At 65.3% G+C, this 25103-nt stretch carries 13 protein-coding genes; 4 read left to right on the forward strand and 9 right to left on the reverse strand.

Annotated elements, in window-relative coordinates:
* The first annotated feature begins 374 nt into the window (after positions 1 to 374).
* Positions 375 to 4172, forward strand: a complete 3798-nt coding sequence (locus tag ACWMMN_RS34605; protein ID WP_486424460.1) for a hypothetical protein — start codon at positions 375 to 377, stop codon at positions 4170 to 4172.
* 189 nt (positions 4173 to 4361) lie between these two features.
* Here the strand turns inward: ACWMMN_RS34605 and ACWMMN_RS34610 are convergent, their stop codons facing one another.
* The 3 genes from ACWMMN_RS34610 to ACWMMN_RS34620 form a co-directional block, all read right to left on the reverse strand.
* Positions 4362 to 4619, reverse strand: coding sequence for a cholesterol oxidase substrate-binding domain-containing protein (locus ACWMMN_RS34610; protein WP_486424461.1), 258 nt, complete (start codon positions 4617 to 4619; stop codon positions 4362 to 4364).
* Between the two features lie 36 nt (positions 4620 to 4655).
* A complete protein-coding gene (locus ACWMMN_RS34615) occupies positions 4656 to 5075 on the reverse strand; it encodes a hypothetical protein (protein WP_155627336.1) in 420 nt (139 codons plus the stop codon).
* Positions 5076 to 5322: 247 nt separating this feature from the next.
* Complete coding sequence (locus tag ACWMMN_RS34620; RefSeq protein WP_486424462.1) at positions 5323 to 6234, reverse strand: DeoR family transcriptional regulator; 912 nt, start codon at positions 6232 to 6234, stop codon at positions 5323 to 5325.
* A gap of 361 nt (positions 6235 to 6595) precedes the next feature.
* Between ACWMMN_RS34620 and ACWMMN_RS34625 the strand changes: the two genes are divergently transcribed.
* On the forward strand, positions 6596 to 6763 hold the full coding sequence (locus ACWMMN_RS34625) for a hypothetical protein (protein WP_486424463.1): 168 nt from the start codon (positions 6596 to 6598) through the stop codon (positions 6761 to 6763).
* 199 nt (positions 6764 to 6962) lie between these two features.
* The gene (locus ACWMMN_RS34630) at positions 6963 to 7886 is read left to right on the forward strand and encodes an endo alpha-1,4 polygalactosaminidase (protein WP_486424464.1); all 924 of its coding nucleotides are present in this window, start codon (positions 6963 to 6965) and stop codon (positions 7884 to 7886) included.
* Between the two features lie 668 nt (positions 7887 to 8554).
* Here ACWMMN_RS34630 and ACWMMN_RS34635 read toward each other — a convergent pair.
* Positions 8555 to 10303, reverse strand: coding sequence for a cholesterol oxidase substrate-binding domain-containing protein (locus ACWMMN_RS34635; protein ID WP_486424465.1), 1749 nt, complete (start codon positions 10301 to 10303; stop codon positions 8555 to 8557).
* A gap of 555 nt (positions 10304 to 10858) precedes the next feature.
* Positions 10859 to 11203: a hypothetical protein gene (locus ACWMMN_RS34640; RefSeq protein ID WP_486424466.1), complete on the reverse strand. Its 345-nt coding sequence runs from the start codon at positions 11201 to 11203 to the stop codon at positions 10859 to 10861.
* Between the two features lie 242 nt (positions 11204 to 11445).
* Between ACWMMN_RS34640 and ACWMMN_RS34645 the strand changes: the two genes are divergently transcribed.
* Complete coding sequence (locus ACWMMN_RS34645) at positions 11446 to 12279, forward strand: helix-turn-helix transcriptional regulator (protein ID WP_059241563.1); 834 nt, start codon at positions 11446 to 11448, stop codon at positions 12277 to 12279.
* Between the two features lie 424 nt (positions 12280 to 12703).
* On the opposite strand, the gene ACWMMN_RS34650 is transcribed toward ACWMMN_RS34645, so the two are convergent.
* Genes ACWMMN_RS34650 through ACWMMN_RS34665 form a run of 4 tightly spaced genes read right to left on the reverse strand, consistent with a single transcriptional unit; the run spans position 12704 to position 24951 of the window.
* Positions 12704 to 14407, reverse strand: coding sequence for a cyclic peptide export ABC transporter (locus ACWMMN_RS34650; RefSeq protein WP_342706337.1), 1704 nt, complete (start codon positions 14405 to 14407; stop codon positions 12704 to 12706).
* 37 nt (positions 14408 to 14444) lie between these two features.
* The gene (locus ACWMMN_RS34655; RefSeq protein ID WP_059242453.1) at positions 14445 to 14924 is read right to left on the reverse strand and encodes a hypothetical protein; all 480 of its coding nucleotides are present in this window, start codon (positions 14922 to 14924) and stop codon (positions 14445 to 14447) included.
* A 53-nt stretch (positions 14925 to 14977) separates the two neighbouring features.
* On the reverse strand, positions 14978 to 15634 hold the full coding sequence (locus tag ACWMMN_RS34660) for a glycosyltransferase family 25 protein (protein ID WP_059241569.1): 657 nt from the start codon (positions 15632 to 15634) through the stop codon (positions 14978 to 14980).
* On the reverse strand, positions 15631 to 24951 hold the full coding sequence (locus ACWMMN_RS34665) for an amino acid adenylation domain-containing protein (RefSeq protein WP_486424467.1): 9321 nt from the start codon (positions 24949 to 24951) through the stop codon (positions 15631 to 15633). The genes ACWMMN_RS34660 and ACWMMN_RS34665 overlap by 4 nt, the downstream gene beginning before the upstream one ends.
* Positions 24952 to 25103: the final 152 nt, after the last annotated feature.

Here is a 25103-nt window from a genome sequence, read left to right on the forward strand (position 1 = left end):
AATCGGCGGCACGTCGAGAGAGACAGTGGAATCGTGACTGTCGATGCCCTCCACCTCGCGATGGACTGACATGCCCTGGGGCAAGGCAGACAGGCGCGGGTCGACGCAACGCAAGCCAGATCGGCAAAACGGGGCGTCGCCGCGCTGAACCGTGCAGGTCCGGCCCCGTCCGTTCCATTCCGGACAACGCCACGCGCCGCGTCGACGCGCCACATTGCCCGAGCGACCGGCCTCCGCTTCGCCACGGCGCACGCTGCTTCGCGTTCACCCGCCACCCACGGCAGCGGGAACCTACGATGTGTCATCAAGCAGTCATACATGGCGCCGGCGAGCGGTGTTGTGCCGGTTCCCCGCCTTGCCGCTGGAGCACAAAGATGAAGCTAACGAGCATGATGGCGCGGATCAGGCGTACCGATGCCGACGAGGGGCACGGGGTGCCGCAGCGGTTACAGGAGGCCGGGCAACGCGCTCAAGCCAGCACGTCGATTCCGGGGGCGCTGCGCAATCTCGTCGACACGGCGACGGCACGCAGGCAGGCCGCCGCCGCGCGCGGCATGAGCGACGGCGAGTTGAACGCGATGCTTGAAAATCCGGGGTTGAATGGGCGTGGCGTACGTACGGCCTATCGCGAAGCGCTCGCGCGGAACAACGCCACGAGAACGCGCGACGCAGCTCGGCAGTCCGTCGACGTGACGGCGGCGGAAAACGAGCCCGTCCACGCAATCGAACTCGAGGTGCTGGCGGCGCCCGGGACGGAAACGCCGCCGCCGGCCGTCGCGCGCCCTGACGGTGCCGTCATTCATCCCGACTCCGGCGCACTCGATGCAACCCGTCTGCAGCAGACCGTGAATGCGCTCGTGGCTGCGCTGCCCGACATCCCGGCTGACATCGCGAACGGGCACCCGCGCGTCGCGGCATTGCGCAACCGTCTCGCGCAGCAACTCTCGGAGATCGGCAATGCCGCCGAAGCCACTCGCGCGCATCCGGAGCGGCAGCATCTTGCTGTCCGCGATGGTTTTGCCAGGGCGGCGGACACGTCGCGCAAGCTGGCGCGTGACCTTGACTCCAGCGCCGTGAAGCGCAATGCCGGCGACGGAGGGGCCGCGTCCGCACGCGAGTACGACCTGTTTTCGGCCCTGATGACGGAGCTGAAGCGCACCCACTTGAGCGCGGCGGCGCCGGATCTGATGGCGCATTACACCGGCCGGGAAGCCGAGCGGCTCGAACGTGTGGCGCATGGCATCGGCCAGGGCGTATCGGGCCCGAACGTGGTCACGAGTACGGGCGCGAGCCTCGGCTATTCGAACGGCATCGGCAACGTCACCGGCAGTGCCTCGGGCGGCCATACCGTGTTCTCCGATGACGATCGCGACGTCCTCTTCTTTCCGTCGGCCGGCGCCACCGTCCAGGGCGGCGTCGGCACCGAAATATCGGGTTGGGCCGCGCGCATCAATGGCCAGGCCTCGTACTCGGGCGGCGGCACCTATTTCGAGCACGCCGACCTGAAAGACTTGCTGGCGCTGGTTGCGAACCGGGACGCGAATCGCTCGACGATCACGTCTGCCGGTCCGAATACGCGCAAGCTCGAACATGGCCGGCAGCGCATCATGGCGGCGGTGTCGCAGCTTTTCGGTCGCAACTACGTGTCCGAACCCGGTCGGCCGTACTTCCTGGCGGATAAAAAACTCGAAAAGGGCTTCAACGGCGTGAAGCTCGCGCTTCTCGCGACGGAGCTCGACGAGGCACTGCACCGCAATGACGACGCACTGCGATTCGACGAGATCATCCAGGCCGCCTATCCGGCTGTCGGCGACGTCGTGCGGCAGCGCGTTGCAGACCGCGAGCGGCTTCCCCTTGCCACCCGCAGGGACGTGCCGGTTTCCGTTGCGTACGCGGACCGGGCGGTGGCGTTTCGCAACGCGACGCTCGGCGTCGACGCGCGCCTGGGCCGGTCGACGGGCGACAGCGAGAATATCGGCGCAAAGGGTGCTTTCGATTTGCTTGCGCGCGGCGAACTGATGCAGTTCTTCGTTGAATCGGCCAGCGCACCGCACCAGATTCTCGACCTGTCGCATTACAAGGACCTGAAGGCGACGCTTGCCGTGCACCGGCAGCTCGACGCGCTGTGCAGCGACGTCCCGCCGGCAGCACTCGAGCTGTACGGGATGACGCGCGAGCGGCTGCAAGGCGAGCACGGTACGGACCCGCTACCGGCTGCCCTGGCTCACGACGAGGCGCTCTACGGCGATGAGGCGTCGATTCCGTCGCAATTCCACGACGTGATCCGTCACCCGACCGCCGCGCACCTCGAGCGCGCCGGTGCCGAGGCAGAAGCGCTGCAGCAGCTCTATCTGACCTTTATCGAGGACGCCGCGACGGTGCTGGCACGTGGCGACCGCTTTCTGCCGCGCGCCGCGACCGAGCGGCTCGAAGCGGAGCGCGGCCACGCATTTGCACGGATCAACGACGAGATCTGGCACGGCCGCTATCCCGAGGCGGACGCGCTTGCCCATCCGGACACATTCGTGTCCGCGAGCTACGCGAGCATCAGCCTGGCGTTGGGCGCGGTGGGGACGCATATCGGGATCGCAAAGGAACGCCTGTCGCTCGACGCCAGCGAGAACAACCGGGCCGCGGTCACGCGGGCGGACGGCAGCTATGCCCGGACCCGGGAGCTGCTGGACAATGTTTATCTGCCGATGAAGCACTACGACGTGCAGAAGAACGGCCCGCTCGAGGAACAGGGGAAGTGGCAACGCTGGCATGGGGTGGTGCGCGGTACCGCGGCGGGCGGCGCGACGATCAACGCGATGGGGGCGCTGCTCGGTCACTGGAACAAGTCCCTCGGTCCAGTCGACGTCACGAACGAAACGGGCAGCTTGACCCTGAGTGCGGAAGCGAAATTCCTCTATGCGGACCATCAGATCAATCCGATCCGGGCCGGCAAGTTCTGGCAGATCACGCTCACGGCGAACGGCGGCAAGCCGCTGGCCGGCGCGGCGCTCGGGATGGCAGTGCGAAAGGCGCTCAACCAGCTGAATGAAGCGCTCGCCACGGAAGAACCGAAAGTCGACAGCGCCGAGATCGCACGCCAGATGCAAGGGCTCGTGTTCGACGCGTCGGAAGGCAGCACGATCGTGATGAAGTTCCGGCAGCCGCCGGAGTTGAGTGCGAAGTCGACCCATTTGCAGTACGTGCGCGTGCTCCACAACCAGAATGCCGGCTTGAATGAATCGTTGACCATACCGACCCCTGCTGGCCTGTTCACGCCGGGTATTTCGCATGCCGATTCATCACAGGGATTCGTCGGCGAGATCATGGGCTCGGATCTCAGCTATCTGATCCTTCAGCACCCGAGACTCGCCGCCGTGCTCGACCATCCGGATGCAGCGACACCCGAGGGATTGAAGGCGCGCTTCGATGCGAATCCACGGGTACGAAACGGCTACTTCGCCACGCCGTCGACCGTCGTGGATACGATCGAACGCTACGCGGTCTTTCTCGACGCGAAGGCGCAGGCGACGCGCCACGGCACGCGCATCGAGGACGCGCCGAAGGTGAACGAGTTCTTCCGCATGCTCGCGTCGGAGCCGTTCAGCCGCGTGGCAGACCATGCACGGCGGACGCAGCTGAATGCGCCCGGCGCGGCGGCGAACGGGGGGTGGCCGTCTCCTGATTCGGACGCGTCGTGGGCGGACGACGTGGATCTGACCGGCATCGACCTTGCGGCGGCGAGGGCGCGCCTCGCCGCGGCGGGGTCAATCGATGAACGCACGACCTATCTGTGCGGAGAAGGGCGGCCGCTCCTCGATGCGTACGCGAAGATCGTCGGCAACATGCGCGAGATCAATGCGGGCACGCTGTTCCACGCCGAGCCACGCCCCCACGGATTCCGCACCGTGTTGCGCGATACGATCAAGCCGCTGCGCGAGAGCGCCGCGATTCGGACGGCGCCTCGTCGCGACACGCAGCACGACGTGACCGACCCGCCACCCGCACGGTTGCCCCCCGTCGACGATACGGCGTCCGTGTCGTCGGTCGCCAGGACGGAAACGCCGGCCGGAACGGACACGTCATCGGTGCCGCAGACGGACACCCGGGCAACGGCACGCGACGAGCCGGAGCAGTTTGTCCGCGACTTCGGTTACCTGGGCGGAATCATCCGGGCCTGAGGGACGAGCGTGGCGCATCCGGGGCTCGCTCGCGCCGCGCCGGACAGGCGCGGCCAGGCGGGATCCGAGGTCGATCGAAGCGGTCAATCTGCGGACGGCATGAAGATCGACTGTCCAGACACGATTGGCGTTCAAGCGAACGCCATCGGCAGAATTTGCGAATGTCCACACCGGCGTGCGCCGCGACCGTTACGGCATCAACCGATCCAGCAGCGGCGAGCGGAGGATCCGGTGCGGGTCGTAGCGTTCGAGCGTCGCGCACGCCGTATCCCACGTGCTCGACGCCGGCTGCCCTTCACGAGCCTGTTCTCCGATGCCATACCGCAATCCGTCACATTCCCGAACCGATCGGACCGGCAAGCCTGCCGCTGCAACTGTCTCTGCAGGCGTTGCCCAGCGTGTATCGAGCGGCGCTGAGTGAGCCGGGCGGGACGCAGCGCCGACCAACGACGCGTCGCCACCGCCCGGAGAGAGGTGCCTAGACTAGCGTGTGACTTCCGCTTCCTCCATTTTGAGTATCACCGTCCCGTCCGTTGCATTCGCAGGCATGACTGCCCGCCGCGTGCGCAGCTTCTCCTGCCCCAACTGCACTTGGAGATCCTCCATCAGAACCTCGCCGTTTGGCCGCACATTGATGGACTTTGCCGAATAGCGCGTGACGCCGCTCACTTTTGCAACGACATTCCCGCGATATCGAGCCGTGGACCCGTTGTAGTCGGAGTAATCGGAGCGAACCTCAACCTGGGGCGCAGCGTCTCCAGCTTGTTGGCCGCCGGCGAAAGGGGGGGCGGCGGCTTTCTGAGCGGCCCAGGCACTGCTGCCGAATGCCCCGATCAGGGCGACGGTGACGATTTTCCACACCGCAGATTGCCCTTTCGACGGAGAAAATGGTTTCAGAATCACGACGTGCTCCAAATAAAAGACAAGGGGATACCCAATGGCGGACCATTAAGCGTGCATTACCTGCCGCTCGCGCAATGGCAAAGAGCAGGCACGAACTTCAAAATGCGCAATCGAGGGTCGATGTCCGTAGTCACAGAGGATTTGTCTCCACGCCACACCGGTGTAAAGGAGCGCATATACGTGGCTATACGGTCAGTACGTCGACGCTGGTCATCGACGACGGACGGATCAGCGCCGGCATCCGTGATCAACATGTCCAGTTATTCGACGCGAGCGCATGCAGGCCGTGACGCGCCGTGACGAGCGACATACCGAAACGCTCGGACAGTTCGTCGACGGCGACCTTCTCGCGCTCGCGAATCAACTCGCGGATCAGACGGCGCCGCGCTTCGACAAGCAAGGGCGCGTGATCAACGGCGGACGACGGAGGCACTCTTTGATCGGGCATGGACATTTCGGCAGGGCGGAAGGCTGAATTGATATCCAAAACCCTGGCTGGAACCGGGCACGCGTCATGCCGAAGGGGCGAGCGGCCGACCTCCAAGGTGCACCGCATGAATGACGGTGCCGAGATGAGGCGCCAGATGCAGCGGTACAAGCACGACTTGTGCGTTGAAATACCAAAAGCAGTACGAACGACTGACCGGACGTTGCGGACCCCTGGACCGAATGACAGTCGAACAGCGGCAGCGAACAGAGTGCGATCCCGATCACGCCGAGCGTGCCCGTGCGTTCGCGCGGCAGCAAAAATGACAAAGCGATCGTCAGCACCGGTGACAGCGACACGATTGGAAACACGAGATACCGCGATCCCGATTCGTCTGCGCGGATCAACCCCATCTGTACGCCTCTGCCGACCGGAGTGCCCGAGCGCCATCCGCCCGGGCGGCATCATCGTGAGTGCCCGGATCACGTAGATCAGCGTGTCCGGGAAACCCCGCTCGGCACGCAACCCCGTGAATGCGCGCAACGCACCCTGCAGCGTCGTGACGCATGTGTGAACTGGCCGGTTGATTTGCATGGTTCGCATAATTCGAAAGTGATGATGTGTATCGAAATCTTTTGTTTTGTCGCGGAACGTGTTGCCGAGATACGAAACAATCACACAGAGGCACACAATTTCATTGCCATCAGCTTGATCGAGAGCCCGGGAATCCATGATACTTCGTTTTCTTTCGTTATTGCAGAGCGTCTAAAACGAAAGAACTCGAAGATTCAATGGGATTACCGACCTGCGCGACATGGGCCGCTTGGCGCGGCCGGGCAGCGTCGGGGGCTATCGATGTGCGGCGGCCACACGCCGGACGGTTGACACGCAGTTCTCTTTCATGAGGAACAGCGGATGAACACTTGTCTTTTCTTTCGATTTTCTCGGTCTGCCTGGGTCGCCTGGCTTGTCGAGAGGCCCTGCCGCGTCGTGTCGGCGCGCCGTGCCATTGCGGAGTGTGGCCATGACCGCGCGACGCAGGATTCCGTGGTGGTCGGCAGCCGCCCGATCCTGGTCGACGTCGGCGGGCGCGATGCACGCGGTGAACCGCTTCGATACGAACGAGACGCTTGAATGGCTGACCGGTTCGATTCCGGCGAAATCCAAGAATGGCCCGATGCTCGATAAACGGCCGGCTCATCAGGCCGACCGCTTCGCGATTGTCGACGCCGCGCATTGCGCTTCGGGCATGCGTCGCTAAGGCGCGCGGATCCTCTCGATGCCTGACCGGGGCAGGCCGCACGGCAACCGTTCGTCGTCGTGGCGTATGGGGGCGCCACGGCGCCCGGGAGCCTGCATGCCACTCGCCGTTCGATCGCCGGTTCCGCAGCGCGTATCCGATTTTTAACGTGTATCACCCGAGTCATCCAGATTCACCGAGCAATCCGCGTATCCGCCAGATGGCGACCCTGCACCTTTTCAATGTCAACCCGGAGATTCACCCGATGAAAATCGCACGTTCCCTGTCCGTTGTCGCCGTGATGCTGCTGTCCATCGCGAGTTTGCAAGGCTGTGGAGATGGCGCCTCCAGCGCCCCGTCCGCGCAGGCTCTGGCGGCCCAGAGTCATGTGGCCGCTGCGGCGCCTGCGTCCGCCAAGGTCCGCTGGGTGCCGGTGGCCTCCGATACCTGGCAATGGCAACTCAGAGGCACGATCAATACTTCGTATGACGTGTCGATCTACGATATCGATCTGTTCGACGTCGATCCCGCGACCATTGCCAGTCTGAAAAATGCGGGGCGCAAGGTCGTCTGCTACTTCTCCGCCGGAAGTTCGGAGAGCTGGCGTTCCGACTTTGCAAAGTTCGAGGCATCGGACATGGGTAAAAAGATGGAAGGATGGAAACGGGAAAACTGGTTGGACATCCGCTCCGAAAATGTCCGGAAGATCATGCAGGCACGTCTCGATCGCGCCGTGGAAAAAGGTTGCGACGGCGTGGAACCTGACAATGTCGACGGCTATGCGAACAAGACAGGATTCCCGCTGACATCCGATGACCAATACGCATACAACGAGTTCCTCGCGTCGGAAGCGCATCTGCGCAATCTGGCGGTCGCTCTCAAGAATGATGTCGACCAACTGAATCGACTCGAGCCGTCGTTCGATTTCGCGGTCAACGAGCAATGCAACGAACATGGCGAATGCGGGAAGTATTCGGTATTTACGTCTAAGAACAAGCCGGTTCTGAATGCGGAGTACGCGAGTCAGTATCACACTCCGGATGGGCAGCGCACGCTTTGCGACGCCGCGAGCGCGAACAATCTGCGCACGATGGTGCTGGCGCTGGAGCTGAACGACACGTACCGGTTCAGTTGCGACAAATGATGCTGGTGTATCGCGGAAATGCCCGGGAGGCGGCTCAGTGCCAGATGCGTTGCGAGTGTGCGTCACCGTATCGCGGCGCACTCCGTTTCCGGGTTTGCGTGGCCGTCGTATCGAAGCGCCATTCGCCTCTCTACGCCCGAAGTCGGCAAGGGTGACCACGCGCGCAGGCGGGGCGGGTCTCCATGTCGATGGGCTGGCGGGCGGGTGCGCAGTATGCGGTCGGGGCAGGGACCGCCGACGCGTCGTTCAGCGTGGGTCAATATTGCCTTGAGCGCGAGTCGACGTTCTCGCTGACGCCTTCCCATCGCAGCCGATCTGCATTCAATCGAAACCGACGCGCCTGAAAGAGCACCCGACCTGCTGCGCCCCTCTGTCCCGATGCCGTTTGTGATCGTCATCAGGGCAGGGGGGACTTCCGTAAAGGCGCGTTCGACGCCGGATTGGATCCGAATCGTGCGGCACTGCCGGCGTTGCTCGGCGGTGCAATCGCGGATGGCAGCGCCAGCCCGCCATCCCGTTTTCGGCGGCCCGGACAGCGCTGCGGGAATGGCGTCGCGAAGCGCCCGTCAGCCGTGGCGATGAAGGTCGCCTAGCCGGACACGATCGGCGTTCCAGCGAACGCCGCCAGCAGAATCCACGACCTTCAACACCGGCGTGCGCCGCGACCGTTACGGCATCAACCGATCCAGCAGCGGCGAGCGGAAGATCCGGTGCGGGTCGTAGCGTTCGAGCGTCGCGCGCGCCGTATCCCACGTGCTCGACGACGGCTGCCCTTCACGTTGCAGGTTCGGAATCGTGGTGGTGAGCATCGTGTCGTCTTGCCAGGCAGCCGTATCGGTATAGCCCCAACCCTTCGACCATTCGGGGCGCAGCGTCGCATACGAACCGGTGTAGTTCGCGAGCATCCATTGCTCGATCTCGCGATAGAAGCGATCGGCGGACGGCGTGCCCGGTAACGTCAGAATATCGAACCACACGGCCACGTCCCACTCCGGCCGGTCGGGGCGCGGCTTGAGTGCGGACAGGCTGGGCACGGCCGCGCCGGCGCCGGCATCGGCCGGCTTGTCGAGACCGGTGATGCGGATCTCGACGGGACCGTTCATCGGATACTCGCCGCGCGCCTTGTACGTGTCGACGCGGTTCTGATAGAACTGCACGAACTCGCTGATCACGCGCTGCACATCGGCGCGCCGCGCCAGTACCGCGTAGCCGTTCGCGGTCACGCGCAGCGTCGTCGGTCGAATGTACTGCAGCACGGTGCGCGACCAGCCCCAGATATCCCCGCTGAGCGTGAGCGCGAGACCGGCGGCCGTGATGGCCAATTGCGTCTGGCCGAACAGCGGCGTCAATGCGCCTTCGCCGCCGATCACGATCCGCTTGACGAGATCCGAGATGGACTGCGAGATCGAATCGGAGAACGGATAGTTGTACGGCTGCGTGACGGCGCGCGACAGGAACGGCTTGCTGGGCGTGGGCGTCCAGACCTTGAGCCACGGGCTGGACGTAAACGGAAACCAGATGGCTTCCACCCGGCCCGCGCGATCGAGAAACGACGTGATCGTGCGGCCCGACGTGCCGGCCGGCGCAAACAGTTCGGAGGCCGGAATGTCGACGTAGCTCTGGCAGCGCAGGCGCTGGTTGGGGCCTGCCGTCAGCGTGACTTCGACGACGAACGCCCGCCCGATGTGCGCGAGGAACGCGCCGATCTCGGGATCGCTGCGTTCGAACCGGCGCAGCACGTATTGCTGCCGGGCCGGATCGTACACGACCGCGGTGAGCGCGACCACGAGGTTGCTCAGCGAGCCGTAGGTGTGTCCCGGTTGCAAGGTTTCACCGACCGCCGGCACGGCAGTGCCGTGCGCATCGATCGCGAGCGCACCGCCGAGCGTGATGTCGCCCGGCGCAGGCGCGGCAATCACGCCGAGGCCATACTGTTCGAGCGTCGCGAGCAACGACTCCAGCGAGATGCCCGTTTGGGCGGTGACGCGCGCCGGACGTGCCGACGTGTCGACCGAGACGGCCGTCAGCGATTTCGTCGTATCGAGCAGCACCACGTTCGCGGCGCCGGCGCCCGGATCCAGCGTGAGCGGCGACCAGTTGTGCATGTAGCCGCGCGGGCGGATCCGGTAGCCGTTCGCGCGCGCCCAGTTGACCGCCGCGACGACATCGTCGGCCGAGCGCGGCGCGGCGGTCCATACGTCCTGCACGGCGATTTCACCGCTCCAGTTCTGGAACGCCTGCTTGTAAAGCGGGATGTCGGCCGGGAAGCCGGGCGGCGTCGCGTCGGCGGTTCGCGCATTCGCCGCAATCTGGTAGAGCGGCGTCCAGCCGGTGACGACGCCTGCGGCCGCGAGCTTCGCCATGTCGGCGAGGAAAGCGCGGCGCGACGCTGGTTCGTCTCGGAAGTCTTGACTCATGGTGTGCTCCAGTTTTTTCGGAATGGTTTTGACGATCGGAAAGACGACAGATAACGCGGTGATACCGGGATACGGCAATACGAGCAGCAGCGATGCGAGGTAAAGCGTTGGCCGGTCAGGATTGAAAAGACGACCGGTTCGGCGATGCGCGGACGCGCATCATCGCGCGCCTCTGGAAGTCAATCCAGAAGCCGTCCGGTTTCTTTTTCAACCGGCCGCCCGCCTGCCCTGCCGGCAGGCGAGTAGGGAATTCGACTGAATATCGCGTGACGAAGCGCTAGCCGCGACGATCAATAAAGGGAGATTGCACGTGAATATTTATTCTCATGTTTCACATTTTTAAATAAAGTCACCCGCAATTCATGATCGGTTGATGATTCACCCCTTGCATCGCCGAAAGGGTATCAATCTGTTCGATGAGTGACAAGCGGTGAAATGAATTGGCGGCATCGTATCTAATGTTTCCGTTTTGTGACTGGCAACGGTTTTGTTAATTATGAATCTTTTGCGACGGCTTTATTTATCGGCGCCTGCCAGATTTATCAGGGATGATTTTTATAGAAAAAAGGCGTATTGGCGGCGGGGCAATTGGACCCGCGACGACAGCCACGCTGCGCCATCGCGCAGGCGCAATCGATCGTCGAACGAGTCGAAACGATGATCGGGAAAGCTATGTTCGATACCAAAGCCACGGGAGAGAACAAGGAAGCCTGGACGAGATCCCCCTAGACTTCTCTCGAACGACGTTTCGCAAACAGAAACGGAAAAGATTATTCCCGTGCGCAACGCATGACGGGATTGTTGCAAAATTTCGCAATGAATAGCGGCTAATTCCGCCATCGAAAACTGGCATATCAATCGGATTCCGTTCTGCGGAGCGAAACGACTGAAGATAAACATCCAATCGACTGCAAATATCTTAAATCGTCGCTATCATACGCAGCTGGGGTATTCGGCATCAAATCAATCAAAGGAATCGTTTCGCCTTTTTGTCGCGTTTCCTTCAGTAAACACGCCAGGAGCGCGCCTTTATTCAGCAACGCTCAATGACCGAAATGAATTATTCAGCTTATGGCGGGGATCGCCAGCAATCGTCAATCCCTGCGCCGCCGTCCTCAAGCACGCACAACAAGGAGAGTCAGATGGTCGCAATCTTCGCGAAGCTCGGGAAGGTGATTTCGAGCGCCGGCAGCGAGCGCTTCGCATCCGACATGCATGCCTTGCTGGCCGGATCGATTCCGCTCGCCACCACCCGGATGACGGAATGGACGCTCGACGAGCCGGCTGGCGAAGTGGTTCACGTGGAATCGCTCGGCGCGTTCGGTGCGACGCGCGACGACGGACGCGGCGGCGCGCCCGTCGTGCACGGCGAGCGGGAACCGGCGCCGCATCCGCTGCGAAACCGGATCGTGGCCGCCTGCGACCGGCAGCTCATTCACGTCGATCCGCTGATGCGGCGCGGCCACGGCGGCGAGGTCGCGCCGCAGCGCGGGGCGAGCGCGGGATTCCAGTGCCACCTCGTGTCGCGCAAGGCGAATCGCCGCTACGTGATTTCGTTGCATCGCACGGCGTCGCACGACGACTTCTCGTTGCAGGAGATGGCGTTCCTGAGGAATTTCGCCGATACGCTGCTGCCGCTCGTCGAGTGGCATGCGTCGACGCGGCGGCAGGGCGCGCGCGAATCCGGGGCGCCGGGCGGTGGGGTGGCGGGCGTGCCCGGTGTCGAGGCGCTGCGCCACGAGTTCGAGTCGCGGCTTGCGCGCGCCTCGGTCGTGTTGTCGGCGCGCGAAAGCGAAGTGTGCCTCGGCCTGCTCGCGGGCAAGATGCTGCGCGAAATGGCCGGCGAGCTCGGCGTCAAGGAGAGTACGGTCGAAACGTACATCAAGCGCGCCGCGGTGAAGCTCGGCATCAGCGGCCGGCACGGGCTCACGAAATGGATGATCGACGATTGCGTGCCGCTCACATCGGCGGCATGACGCTGGTTTCTTTCGCGAATCGGATCGCGGCCCCGGCTTCGGCTGTTTCATCGACCTTTTGTTCAACGCCGTCGGAAGACTCCTGACGAAGTGTTGAAGCGGCGCGTGCGCGCGAAGCGCGCCGACATGATCCGAACATCGTGCCGCTCCCCCGTCTGTCGCGGATATCCGGGACAAACCGACGAAGCACCGGCCATCGAATCCGGTGCGGCGCGCGGCACCGCGGGCCAGAGCGCCGCATCCGGCGCTTGATGCGGTCGCCGGCCCGGGCGATCCGCCGCCCGTTAAAAACGGGATCGTCACATGACGAAGCGGCATCGTCCGGACGCCCGCTCGTTGCATCGACGGTTCGGCAACTGCGCGCGCGAACACCCGCATCGCATCGTTGCCGCCGCCGATGAAACCCGGCGGCCCGGGGCATCGGTCATCCTGCCATGTCGGCGCTGGCGGGACACCGGGCCGAGTCCGAGAAGATGCGGCCGCTATCCAGGCGAATGACCCGGCCGGCCAGCCTGAAATACTGATCGTCATGGGTCACGATGATCACGCATTTCCCCCGCGATTGCAGATCGGGCACCAGCACTTCGTAGAAGAATTTCTTGAAAACCGGATCCTGGTCGGCAGCCCACTCGTCCAGGATATAAATCGGGCGATCCTCGATGTAGGCGCAGAGTAACGCCAGTCTCTTGCGCTGCCCCGTCGACAAGGCCCTGGTCGTCGAGTAAGTCTTGTCATGAATCTCGATCTTGCCCGCCAGCTTCAGGGTTTCGAGGTATTCCTGCGCAAGCTCGATGCTCGCACTTTCATGGTCCGGCCCGATGATGCGATTGAACAGATGGAAATCGGTAAATACGGCGGAAAACAGATTCCGGTACCGCTCGCGCGCATCGTCGTCGATGACTTTTCCGTCCAGGGCAATATGGCCTTCGGTTGGCACATAGAGGCCGCTGAGCACCTTCGCCAGCGTGCTTTTGCCGCTGCCGTTTCCACCGATCACATAGACCAGCTCGCCGGCGTGAATCGTCAGGTTGACGGGGCCCAGGACGAAGTCGACCGACGACGCGTTGTCACGGTAGGTCATCTTGACGTCGCGCAACTCGATACGCTGCCATGACCGGATCGGCGCGGATTCCCCCATGCCGGGCGACGGCGGCTTGCCGAATGAATCCGGCGTGTCGTCGATCAGGAAACCGAATTCCGCCAGTCGGGCGAGGGCGGTCTTGCCCTCGGCCACGATCGGCAGAATGTTGATCAGCATGGTCAGCGGCCCCATCATGTAGAGCACGGCCAGGATGCTCGCCGTGAGTACGGCGGGGTCCACGACGCCGAGAGACGGCACGCCGAACAGCAGGAATCCGAGCAGGACCGCCACGGTGACCTGGCCGATGCTGTCGCCGGTCATGAACCAGAAGCGTTCGATGTAGTTGTAGCCCGCCACGCGCCGCGACGATACTTCGATCGCCGCCTTGGTGAACCAGCGTCGCCGGGCCCGGTTGAGCTTGAGCTCCTTGATGCCGAACACGAGGCTGTGCGTGTATTCGTTGAACTGGACGAACTCGTCGCGCACCCGTTCCGTGAAATTGGCCGCCTTTCGATAGAAAAACAGGTAGAGCACCAGGCCGACGATCGTCAGCGTGAGCGTCGACACAAACACGATCCACGACAGATAGGCGAGATACGCAACGCTGCACATCAGGACGACGGATTGAACCAGGATCGTCGGTATGGTGAGCAGGGTCTGGCTCAGTTGCGGAATGTCTTGCGTCAGCATCGTCAGCACATGCGGCGCGCCGCGCCGGTCGATGTCTTCCAGCGGCGTCGCCAGGATGCGCTTGCACAGGTTGACGCGCAATCGCGTCATGATCTTCATGCACGCGTAGGACGGCATCGCGGCAGCGCCGCTCCGGCAGATCACCGCGACGACGTTCACCGCGATGAAGAGCATCAACAGCATCGGCCGATCGTCCTGGTCGTGAAGCACCCGGCTGATCAGGCCGACGCCCGCGATCGACGCCACGCCGCTGATGAGGCCCGTCAGGACCGTGCCCAGGGTCAACCAGGGATGACTGCGCCACATCAGGGTGACGGCTGAGTGCCACGGCGGCGATTTGCTTTGCGCGGAGTCCATGAGTCGCTTTTCGGAGAGGCGTGAAAACGGGAAGGGCTCAGTTGACCAGGTGACTGAGTTCGATGGTGTGTGCCGCCGATCTCAATCTCGACGACGCCTCGTGCCTTCCGAGAAACGTGATGCTTTCGACGATTTCCAGCGGCGAATCGGAAAACAGGATGCAGCACTTCAGCAGGCGCTGCGCACGGTCCCAGCCGACGTTCATGGAATCGGCCACGCCCTGCAACGCGGCCTCGACCGACGCGGCCGTCCAGCTGTCGTTCCGGATCAGCTGCGACTCGATCAGCCGAAGAAATTTCAGGAGCGTGCGGGGATTGCTTTCGATGCTGTACATGAGGATGTAATCGATCCGCAGTTTCTTCGTGATCAACGGAAAAATCAGGTCGATCACGCCGGCGGTCGATTCGCATTTCCCGTAAGCCAGCGAAATCGCCTCGCCGAGCTTGCGGTCCCGGTGAAGCGCATCCAGCGCGGCCTGTACGAACGCCGCCTCATGGTCAACGGTAGTGATTTGCATGATGTTCAATGGCCTGTCGAGTGATGGATTGCGGCGAGCGTGGACCGCAGGCGTTACCAGCCATCCGGAATGGGCATGGAATAGGTCAGCGGCTTTTCCGGCATGACTTCGTCCATGATGTCGGAGTAGCCGGACTCCTGGCCGACCAGATTGGGCTCGAAGCAGTAGCAGTTGAACGTCTTCTGCAGGACGAGGTTGTTGCGGTCGTTGATGGCCGGCGGATGCTCGTTGATCGCGATGAACGCGTCGTAAAGCGAGTTCCTGACGACGTACGCATGCGCGGTCAGCGTCTCCACGGTCTTGACGACGTTCGGCGCGACGGGAATGGGCGGCGCGAAGTGATACGCGCCCAGAAACAGCATGTGCCAGTCGTCCGGCACCTGCGCGATGAAGTCGGGGAAGCGCGCGGCGAAATCGGCGGCGAAGAACGCGTCGTCCTCGAAGATCAGGACTTCGCTCGCGCCGGCGGCCTTGGCCTGTTGCACGGCGGCGAGATGGCTCATCGTGCAGCCGTAGTCCTGCGGACGCATGTGGCTCAAGGATTCCGGAACGCTCACGAGTCTTGCATCGACCGCGGGCAGCCGTTCCACCGTGAGGATGTTCTGCTCGGCGAATTTGCGCTGCATCGCCTCCCAGCGATCGGGACGCCGGTCCAGGTTGATGCAGACCTTGCGGGCGAAAGTGTTGTCGATCGTCGGCGTTGATTTCATGAGGGCTTTTTTTCAAGGAACTGATTGACATGGGCAGCGAGGACACCGGCATGCGGATCGAGCAGCATGGTCAGGTGGTCGCCGGGGACGTCCGTCACCTCGACGGGAAGCGCCGAGAAGCGTGACCACCCCCAGGCCGGGTCCAGGCGAAGCTGCGCGATCTCGGGCGACGGATCGTAGTCGCCGGGATCGCGCTCGGTACTGCGGAACAACGCGATCGGCACGGGCAGCGGGGAGGCTTGCGGCACGTAGTGCGACTTGAAGTTGGCCTGATAGACGCGCAGGTAGGCGCGCAGGCGGTCGGGTCCGGCGTCCGCGAACCAGCTGCCGCGGGCGCCGATCCGGTCGAGGATCAGGCCGGCCTGGCCGTCGGGATCGAGCGGGACGAGATCGTCTTGCGTCACCTGCAGGTCGGTCCCGAGGAAGGTGCCGATTTCGTGAGCGATCGCGACCAGCCAGTCGGTGTCGTCCCAGTCCCGCCAGTAGGTGGCGGCCGGGCAGTCGATGGGTGCGGACGCATCGAAGATCGCCAGCAGCTTCACGACGGCGCCCTTGGCGACGAGCTGCCGGCTCATTTCGAGCGCCACCTGCGCGCCGAACGAGTGGCCGGCCAGGTAGTAGGGGCCCGCGCCCACCAGCGGCCAGATGCGTTCGATGTGGCGGGCCGCGATGTCTTCCACGCGGGTGAGCGGCAGGCAGGCGCCGTCGAGGCCGAGCGCTTCCAGCCCGTGAATCGCGTGGGCGCCGCTCAGGCGGTTCGCGAGCGGGTGGAAGTAGACCACGTTCCCGCCGGCGCCCGGCAGGAGGAACAGCGGCGCGGCGGGACCGCCGTCGCGGATCGGCACGAGTCCGCCGGCGTGCGCGGACGGTTCCTGCGTGGCCAGCGCCGCCGCCAGCTTCTCGATCGTCGGGTTCTCGAAGAGACAGGAAATCGGCAGCCGGCGATCGAACGCCTTCTCGACATTGGCCATCAGCTGGATCGCGATGATCGAGTGACCGCCGAGATCGAAATAGTTGTCGCTGACCGTGATGTCGTTTCGCTTGAAGATCCGCTGCCAGATCTCCAGCAACGTGCTTTCGTGCGCCGTCGGCGCGACGGCGCGGGCCGCCGTAACCGGACCGGCGGCGGGCTGGACGGCAGGGGCGGCCACGCCGCGCGGCGCGCCCGGCTGGCCACCGGCAGCCGGCGCATCGGCGAGCTGGCCGGTCGGCTGGTCAGGCTCGGCGGCGAATCGCTCCAGCATTGCGCGGAGGGTGTCCAGCATCTGCCGCACCACGTCGGGCGCGACGCGGTGTGCGTCGTGCGAAATTTCGAAGCCGACGCGCTCGTTCGGGTGCACGGTCAGGGTCAGCGGGTAATTCGATTCCGCGAAGGCGCGGGTGTCGAGGATCTCGATGTCGTCCGGCCCGAGATCGGGAGCAGCGGCAACCGGGAAGTTCTCGAACACCAACAGGCTGTCGAACAGGCTGTCGCGGGCGGGCAGTTCGCTCCACGACTGGATATCGACCAGCGAACTGTACGAATGCGGCTCCATGGCCGTCTGGGCTGCATGGATCTCCGCCAGCCATGCGGTGAAGGGGCGCTCCGGCGCGATGCGCAAGCGCAACGGCAGCGTGTTGATGAACAGCCCCGCGACCGACTCGACGCCGTCGAGCATCGGCGGGCGACCGGACACGGTGACGCCGAAGACGACGTCGTCCGTGCCGGCGTGGCGCCGCAGTACCAATGCCCAGACAGCGCGTACCAGGACGTTGAGGGTGACGCGATGGGTGCGCATGAGCGCTTGCAGCCGCGCGGCCAGGGTCTCATCGAGCAGGAACTGCTGTGTCCGGCGCGTAGCCTGCCGCGCGGCGTCGCCGGCGGCCTGCCGGGCCGGACCGGCCGCGATCGGCGTGGCGGCATGGAACCCCGCCAGTTCGGCGCGCCACCAGGTCTCGTCGGCCGAGCGCGGATGGCGCGCGAGCCAGTCGATGTACGTGCGGTATCCCGGCGCCGATGCAGTCACCGCGGGCGCGCCGGTGCGGACGAGCGACAGGTAGTCGTCGAACACTTCCTTCATCAGGATGGCGGTGCTCCAGCCGTCGAGAACGATGTGGTGTGCGCTCCAGCAGAAGCGATGGCGCGTGTCCGTTTCCTGGATCAGCGTGCAGCGGAACAACGGCGCGCGCTGAAGATCGAAGCCGCGCCGCCGGTCATCGGCGAGGAAGGCGTCGAAGTCCTGCGCACGGCGGGACGCATCGCGGGATCGCCAGTCGAGGAATGTCCACGGCAGGTCGACCGCGTGCAGCACGGTCTGGACGGGCTGATCGCGATCGGCCCACGCGAACGCGGTGCGCAGCACGGGATGGCGCGCGAGCGCATTGCCCCACGCTTGCCGGAGCGCCGGCACCTGGAGCGGGCCGCGGACGACGAAGCTGAACTGCTGGAAATAGGCGGCGGGATCCAGGTCGTACAGCGAATGGAACAGAATGCCCTGCTGCAGCGAAGAGAGCGGGTAGCTGTCCTCGATGTTGTCCCATGCGGCGTCCTGGACCGACGCCGCGAAGTCGAGCAAGCGGTCCTTGAAGTGCGCGGCCAGGTTCTCGACCGTCTGCCGCCGGTGCAGCCGCTCGCCGTAGCGCCAGTCCACCTGCAGCCTGCCGTCGACCACGGCGGCGACGATCTCGAACGCATGCGTGCGCTGCGACCGCTCGGCACGCAGCGAACCGAGGTCCTCGGCCGCCGGGCGCCAGCCTTCGGATTGCTGCAACACGGTGTCGAGCCGCCCGTGATAGTTGAAGAGGATATCGGCGCTCGGCAGCGCGGCGAGGCTGTCGCGCACGGCGTCGTCGGGGCTCAGGTAGCGGAGCAGCGAATAGCTGAAGCCTTCGGCCGGAATCTCGCGCAACTGCTGCCGTGCGGCACGCAGCGCTTCCTCAGGCGTGTGCCAAGCGTCGGCCTCGAGCACGACGGGGTAGATGGAGGTGAACCAGCCCACCGTCCGGGTGAGGTCGAGCGGCGCATCCGACACGTGGCGGCCGTGACTTTCGAGATCGATCCGGGTGCGGGCGTTGCCCGTGACCATGCTGCAGGCTTGCGCCAGCGCGGCGAGCAGGACGTCGTTGATGCGGGTGTCGTAGGCCCGCGGCAGCCGGCGCAGCAATGCCGTCGTGGCGGCTTCGTCCAGCTCGAACGACACGGACGCCGCGTCGCCGACCGCGTTGCTGGCCGCACCCGCGGCCGGATAATCGACCGGCATCGGTTCGACGGGCTGCGCGACGAGGGCGTGCCACAGCCGGGCTTCGGCGCCGATGGCCGGCGAACGGCTCAGTTGCTGCAGGTGCATTGCCCATTCGCGGAACGAAGTTGTTTTCTCGGGCAGCGGCTGGCCGTGGTAGGCCGCATGCAGATCCTCGAGGAGCACGCGCCACGATACGCCGTCCACCGCCAGGTGATGGACCGACACGAACAGGCGGGCGAGCGGCTCGTCGGCCACGCAGAAGAGCCGGGCCGCCAGCAGCGGGCCGTGCGTGATGTCGATGTCGCGTTCGGCTTCGGCGGCGGCGGCGCGCATCGCCGCCAGGCGCTCGCCGGCGTCGCCGGCGATCTCCCGCTTCGCGAAGCAGGCGGGCGCCTCGCCGCCGGCGACGACTTCCTGGGTCCAGCGGCCCGCGCTGCGCGAAAAACGCAGGCGCAATGCGTCGTGATGGTCGTGGACTTGCCGGAACGCGTCGGCGAGCCTCGACGCGTCGATATCCGCCGGCACCTGGATCAGGACCGTCTGGTTGTAGTGCGACCGCGCATCGGTCTCCTGCTCGAAGAACCAGTGCTGCACCGGTGTGAGCGGCGCATCGCCCAGCGGGCTGACGCTCGACGCATACGTTGCCCGCTCCTCGGGCGCGGCGGCCAGCTGCGCGATCGTCTGGTACTGGAACAGCTGTTTCGCCGTCACACGAAGTCCGGCGCGATTGGCGCGCGCGATGACCTGAATGCTCAGGATGGAATCGCCGCCCAGTTCGAAGAAGTTGTCGTGGATGCCGACCGAAGGCAGTTGCAGCACGTCTTGCCAGATTGACGCCAGGAGGATTTCCCGGGGCGTGACGGCCGGCGCGTGCGGCCGTGGCGCGTCGATCGTGTCCGCGGGCGCAGGCAACGCCTTGCGGTTGATCTTGCCGTTGGGCAGCATCGGCAAGGACGCCAGCGCGACGAACTGCGACGGCACCATGTAGTCCGCAAGCTTGCCGCCCAGATAGCCGCGAAGATCGGCGAGGTCCGGCGCTGCGGTCGCGACATAGGCGATCAGGAACGTTCGGATGCCTTCCGTTTTCGCGATCACGACACAGTCGTCGACCGACGGATGCGTGCGCAGGGCGGCCTCGATTTCACCGGGCTCGATGCGCAGGCCGCGCAGCTTGATCTGGTGATCGATGCGGCCGAGGAATTCGATGTTGCCGTCGGGGCGGTAGCGCGCGAGATCGCCGGTACGGTAAAGGCGCGCCTGCGGATCGGTCGAGAACGGATCGGCGATGAACTTCTCCGCGCTCAGTTCCGGTTCGCCGTGATAGCCGAGCCCGACCGGCGTGCCGCCGATCAGCAGTTCGCCCGCCACGCCGAGCGGCGTGGGCTGCATCTGCGCGTCCACGATGTAGAGGCGGGTGTTGGCGATGGGCCGGCCGATCGGGACGATGTGGTGCGGGTCGTCGCGCCGGCACGTCCATGCGCTCACGTCGACAGCGGCTTCCGTGGGGCCATAGAGGTTGTACAGCCCGACGTCCAGGCGCTCGAAGCAGCGCTGCTGCAGGTCGTAGGGCAGCGCCTCGCCGCTGCACACGACGCGGCGCAGCGACGTGCAGTGCGCGTCGAGGTCCGGATGGTCGAGGAAGGCACGCAGCATCGACGGCACGAAGTGGATCGTGGTGATCCGCTCGCGCTCGATGAGCGCGGCCAGATAGTCGGTCTCGCGCTGTCCGCCGGGTCGGGCGAACACGAGTCGCGCACCGGTGACGAGCGGCCAGAAGAATTCCCAGACGGAGACGTCGAAGCTGAACGGGGTCTTCTGCAGGACGGCGTCGTCGGCCTCGAGCGAGTAGGCGTGCTGCATCCAGAGGATGCGGTTGGTGATCGCGCGATGGGTGTTGAGCGCGCCCTTGGGGCGGCCGGTGGAACCGGACGTGTAGATCATGTAGGCGAGGTTGTCGCCGTTCAGATCGGGCTCGGGGTTGGCTACCGCGTCGAGATCGAGGCCGAGTTCGTTGGAATCGACGACGATCAGGTCGGCATCGGTATCGGGCAGCGCGGCGCGCAGATGTTGCTGGGTGAGGAGCCAGCGCAACTGCGCGTGCTCGATCATGAAGCGCACGCGCTCGGCGGGATAGTCTGGGTCGACGGGGACGTAAGCGCCGCCGGCCTTGAGGACCGCGAGGAGCGAGACGATCATGTCGAGCGAGCGCTCCAAGGCGACGCCGACGAGGGCGTCGGGCCCGACGCCGAGCGCGATGAGCCGGTGCGCGAGGCGGTTGGCGCGCAGGTTGAGTTCGGCGTAGGAGAGCGTGGCGTCGTCATAGACGGCGGCGACGGCATCGGGCGTGCGCGCGACCTGCTGTTCGAACAGACGGTGCAACGGTTGCGCGGCGGCCTCGCCGAACTCCGTCCCGGTCCGGTTCCACTCGACGGTCAGCAGGTTCCGCTCGGCTTCGCTCGTCAACGCAAGCCCGCCGAGCGGCCGGTCCGGATCGGCGATCACGGCATCGACGAGCGTGCGGAAGTGTTCCGCCATGCGATCGATCGTGGCGGCGTCGAACAGGTCCAGGTTGTATTCCAGCGAGCCCGCCAGGCCGTCGTCGGCATCCTGGATATGGAGCGTGAGGTCGAACTTGGCGGTGTGGGTCTCCACCGCCACCGGCGTCGCCACGAGACCGGGGAAGTTCAACGTCTGGGAGTGCGCTTTCTCGTACGCGAACACGGCCTGGAAAACCGGCGTGCGGCTCAGGTTGCGCTCGAGCTTGAGCGAATCCACGACCTGTTCGAACGGAATCTCCTGGCGGCTATAGCCGTCCAGCGCGACGCGCTTCACGCGCGCCAGCAGTTCGCCGAAGGCCGGATTGCCCGACAGGTCCACGCGCAGCGCGAGCATGTTCGCGAAGAAGCCGATCAGCGGCTCGGTCATGCTGGAGCGCCGATTGGCGATCGGGGAGCCGATGACGAGGTCCTGCTGATGGCTGTACCGCGACAGCAGCAGCGCATACGCGGCGAGCACGACCATGAACGTGCTGGTGCCGGACGCACGTGCGATCGCGCGCAGGCCGTCGGTGCGTTCGCCGTCCAGCCGGAACGGCAGCACCGCGCCGCGGAACTGCTGGATGGCGGGGCGGGGACGGTCGGTGGGCAGCTCGATCAGGTCCGGCGCGTCCGTCAGCGATGCGCTCAGAAGCGCCAGTTCCCGATGCGTATCGGCGGACGCCAGGCGCTCGTGCTGCCACACCGCGTAGTCCGCGTACTGGATGGCCAGCTCCGGCAGCGGCTGGCCTGCATAGAGCGCGGCCAGTTCGCCGATGAGGATGCCTGACGACCACGCATCCGACACGATGTGATGCATCACGACGCCGAAGACGTGCCAATCCGCATGCACGCGATACAGCACGACGCGATAGAGCGGCCCGGCGGCGAGATCGAACGGACGATCGGCTTCCTCTGCGAGCAGCGCGAGCGCTTCGGACTCGCTGGCGACGTCGACGACGTCGAGCGCAACCGGCGCGGGCGGCGCAATGCGCTGGACCCCGAGGCCGTCGATGGCGGGAAACGTCGTGCGCAGGATCTCGTGACGCCGGCTGATCCCGGACACGGCGTCCCGCAGGCGCGGGAGGTCCAGTTCGCCGTCGAAACGCAGCGCGCTCGAGATGTTGTAGGCGGCCGACGGGCCTTCAAGTTGCGCGAGGAACCACAGGCGCTGCTGCGGAAAGGACAGCGGCAGATCGTTCGCGCGCGAGCGGGGCAGGATGTTGCCGGCCGTCGAACCGGCGCGGGGCGACGACGCCTCGATCAGGTCGGACACCGCGCCGATGGTCTGGAGTTCGAAGATCGCGTCGATGCCGATCTCGACGGAGAAGCTGCCCCAGATCCGCGAGACCAGCTGCATGGCCTGCAGCGAATCGCCGCCGTAGTCGAAGAAGCGGCCGGCGAGATCGACGGCCGGGTTGTCGAGCACGTCGCGCCAGATGCGCAACAGTTCGAGCTGGACCGGCGTGGCGTCGGGACTGGCCGCGTCGGGCGCGGCGGCCGGCGCCATGGCCAGCAGCGCCGGGCGATCCAGCTTGCCGTTGGCGTTGAGCGGAAATTCGGCGATCGGGACGATGTCGGACGGGACCATGTAGTCCGGCAGTTTCCCGGCCAGGAACGCCCTGAGGTCCGCCACGTTCAGGCTCGCGGAACCCTTGACGTAGGCCGCCAGCTTGCGCACGCCGTGCGCCGATTCGCGCAGCATGACCGCCGCGCCGACGACCGCCTCGTGCGCGGTGATCGCGGCCTCGATCTCGCCGAGTTCGACACGGTGCCCGCGAATCTTGACCTGGTCGTCGACGCGTCCATAGCACTGGATCCGCCCGTCGGGCAGCCATCGGCCGATGTCGCCGGTGCGATAGATGCGCGCTTCGCCCGGGAACGGATGCTCGACGAATTTCGCGGCGGTGACGTCGGGTCGCAGGTGGTAGCCGCGTGCGAGGCCGGCGCCGGCGAGGCAGATTTCCCCCGGCACGCCAAGCGGGACCGGCCGCAGGGCCTCGTCGAGCATGTACACCCGGGTATTGGCGATGGGCCGGCCGATCAGCACCGCAGCCGGCACGTCCTCGACGCGCTCGACGATGCAGCCGACCGTCGCCTCGGTGGGGCCGTACTCGTTGTAGATTTCGATCGACGGATCGATCTTGCGCAGCGTCGCGATGTGCTGGGGCGTCAGTTCCTCGCCGCCGACGATCACCTTGCGCACGCCGGAGCGTGCCAGGTTCATGTACTCCAGCAGGTGAATGTGGGTCGGCGTGAGCTTGAGGGTGTCGACGCCGCTGCCGGGCTGGAACATCCGGGCCAGGATGGTGTCGATGCTTTCCGACTGCGGATAGATGCGCAGCGTCTTGCCGCGCACCAGCGGGCAGAAGAGGTTGGTCAGCGTGAAATCGAAGCACAGCGAGCTGTACAGGCCGAAACTGCCGGTCGTGCTTTCCGGAAAGTAGTATTCGGCGGCCCACGCGATGTAGTGGGCCAGGTTCCGGTGTTCGAGCAGGCAGCCTTTCGGGCGCCCGGTCGAGCCGGACGTGTAGATCACGTAGGCCAGGTTCGCCGGTTCGGCGCGGCACGGCGGATTGTCCGGCAGCGGCGTCCAGTTGGGGAGCTCCTGGTCCAGCAGCAGCGTCACGCCGGAGAATTCGTACCACTGCGCCAGTTGGCTCGACTGGGTCACCAGCAGCGACAGGCCGGTGTCGCCGAGAATGTGATTGATCCGTTCGGCCGGATAGGCCGGGTCCAGCGGAACGAACGCCGCCCCTGCCTTCAGGATGCCGAGAATCGCGACGATCATCCATTCGGAACGTTCGAGCATGACGCCGACCAGCGATTCCTGCCCGACGCCGTAATGTTCGCGCAACTGATGCGCGAGGCTGTTGGCCCGGGCGTTCAGGTCGGCGTAGGTCATCAGCGCACTGTCGGTGACGAGGGCAGGCGCCGCCGGCGTGCGGGCGACCTGCGCTTCGAACATCTCGACGACCGTCGGATGGCGAGGGCCGGCCGTCGCGGTTTCGTTGAAGGTGGCCAGCCGCCGGCGCGCGTCCGGCGCGCTCGCGTCGATGTCGCCGACCGGCTGGTCGAGGCGTTCGAATGCCTGCAGCACCGTGGCGAGGCTGCTCGCGAAACCGTCCACGACGAACGGCTCGATGGCGCCGGCATGACGAATCTCGATTTCGCCGCGCGCCAGTCGCAGGTGCAACTGCAGGTCGTCGTCCTGTCCCGTCAGCGCGTGGTGCACCCGGTCGTCCGCCAGCGAGACCTTCGTGAGCTGCGCGAGCGCCAGCTCCTTTTCGTTACGCACCAGCGTTTCGAGCGGGAATCGATGCTCGGCATAGCTGTCCTCGACGATCCCGGCCACGCGCGACAGGTAGTCCTCGATGCGCTCCTCGGGGCGGACCTCGATGATCAGCGGAATGGCACCGGCCCGGGTCGACGGGTGCTCGGCAAGCCCTGGCGTGCCGAGCACCGTGACCGGCGTCCGGAAGTATTGCCAGAGCAGGAACGCAATGCCCGCCGCCGTGACGGCGAATTCGGCAAGCTCGCCGTCGCCGATGCGCCGCAGCACGTCGAGCGACGCGGGCGTGAGCGGCACCGTGCGGGACAGCAGGCGCCCCGGTTGCGGGCTCGGCGCGTGCGCGGCGATCCGGTAGGTGCCGGTGACCCGGGACAGGCTTTCGCGCCAGAATCGCGCGGTGTGCGCATAGCGATGGTCGGTGA

The sequence above is a fragment of the Burkholderia cepacia complex sp. TUM26381 genome (assembly GCF_057439935.1).